At 56.8% G+C, this 1,046-nt stretch carries 1 rRNA gene; it reads left to right on the forward strand.

Annotation, left to right across the window (positions count from 1 at the left end):
* Positions 1–305: 305 nt before the first annotated feature.
* Positions 306–1,046: ribosomal RNA gene (locus ACFV2S_RS37920) — 23S ribosomal RNA — on the forward strand; the annotation flags it as partial.

The raw sequence follows: 1,046 nt of genomic DNA on the forward strand, positions 1-1,046 counted from the left end.
CGGCTGGATCACCTCCTTTCTAAGGAGCACAGTACCGATTGCAGGCAAACGTTCTGCACGGTCAGCTCATGGGTGGAACGTTGATTAGTTGGCACGATCACGAGGATCTCTCACCAGTACTGCTTCGGCGTGGAACGTGAAGAGGAACCAACTGATCGTGCTTGGCACGTTGTTGGGTGTCTGAGGGTACGGCAGTAAGGTCATGCCTTCGAGGATGCTGGCCCCAGTGAACTTGTTGCTTCGGTAGCAGGGTGATGGGTGGCTGGTCGTTGTTTGAGAACTACACAGTGGACGCGAGCATCTGTGGCCAAGTTTTTAAGGGCGCACGGTGGATGCCTTGGCACCAGGAACCGATGAAGGACGTGGGAGGCCACGATAGTCCCCGGGGAGCCGTCAACCAGGCTTTGATCCGGGGGTTTCCGAATGGGGAAACCCGGCAGTCGTCATGGGCTGTCACCCATGCCTGAACACATAGGGCATGTGGAGGGAACGAGGGGAAGTGAAACATCTCAGTACCCTCAGGAAGAGAAAACAACCGTGATTCCGGGAGTAGTGGCGAGCGAAACCGGATGAGGCCAAACCGTATGCGTGTGATACCCGGCAGGGGTTGCGCATGCGGGGTTGTGGGATCTCTCTTTCACAGTCTGCCGGCTGTGAGGCGAGTCAGAAACCGTATGGATAGGCGAAGGACATGCGAAAGGTCCGGCGTAGAGGGTAAGACCCCCGTAGCTGAAATCTGTACGGCTCGTTTGAGAGACACCCAAGTAGCACGGGGCCCGAGAAATCCCGTGTGAATCTGGCGGGACCACCCGCTAAGCCTAAATATTCCCTGGTGACCGATAGCGGATAGTACCGTGAGGGAATGGTGAAAAGTACCGCGGGAGCGGAGTGAAATAGTACCTGAAACCGTGTGCCTACAAGCCGTGGGAGCGTCGGACGTACTTCGGTACGTCTCGTGACTGCGTGCCTTTTGAAGAATGAGCCTGCGAGTTTGCGGTGTGTTGCGAGGTTAACCCGTGTGGGGAAGCCGTAGCGAAAGCGAGTCC

Source organism: Streptomyces sp. NPDC059695, assembly GCF_042733785.1.
Classification (GTDB): Bacteria; Actinomycetota; Actinomycetes; order Streptomycetales; family Streptomycetaceae; genus Streptomyces.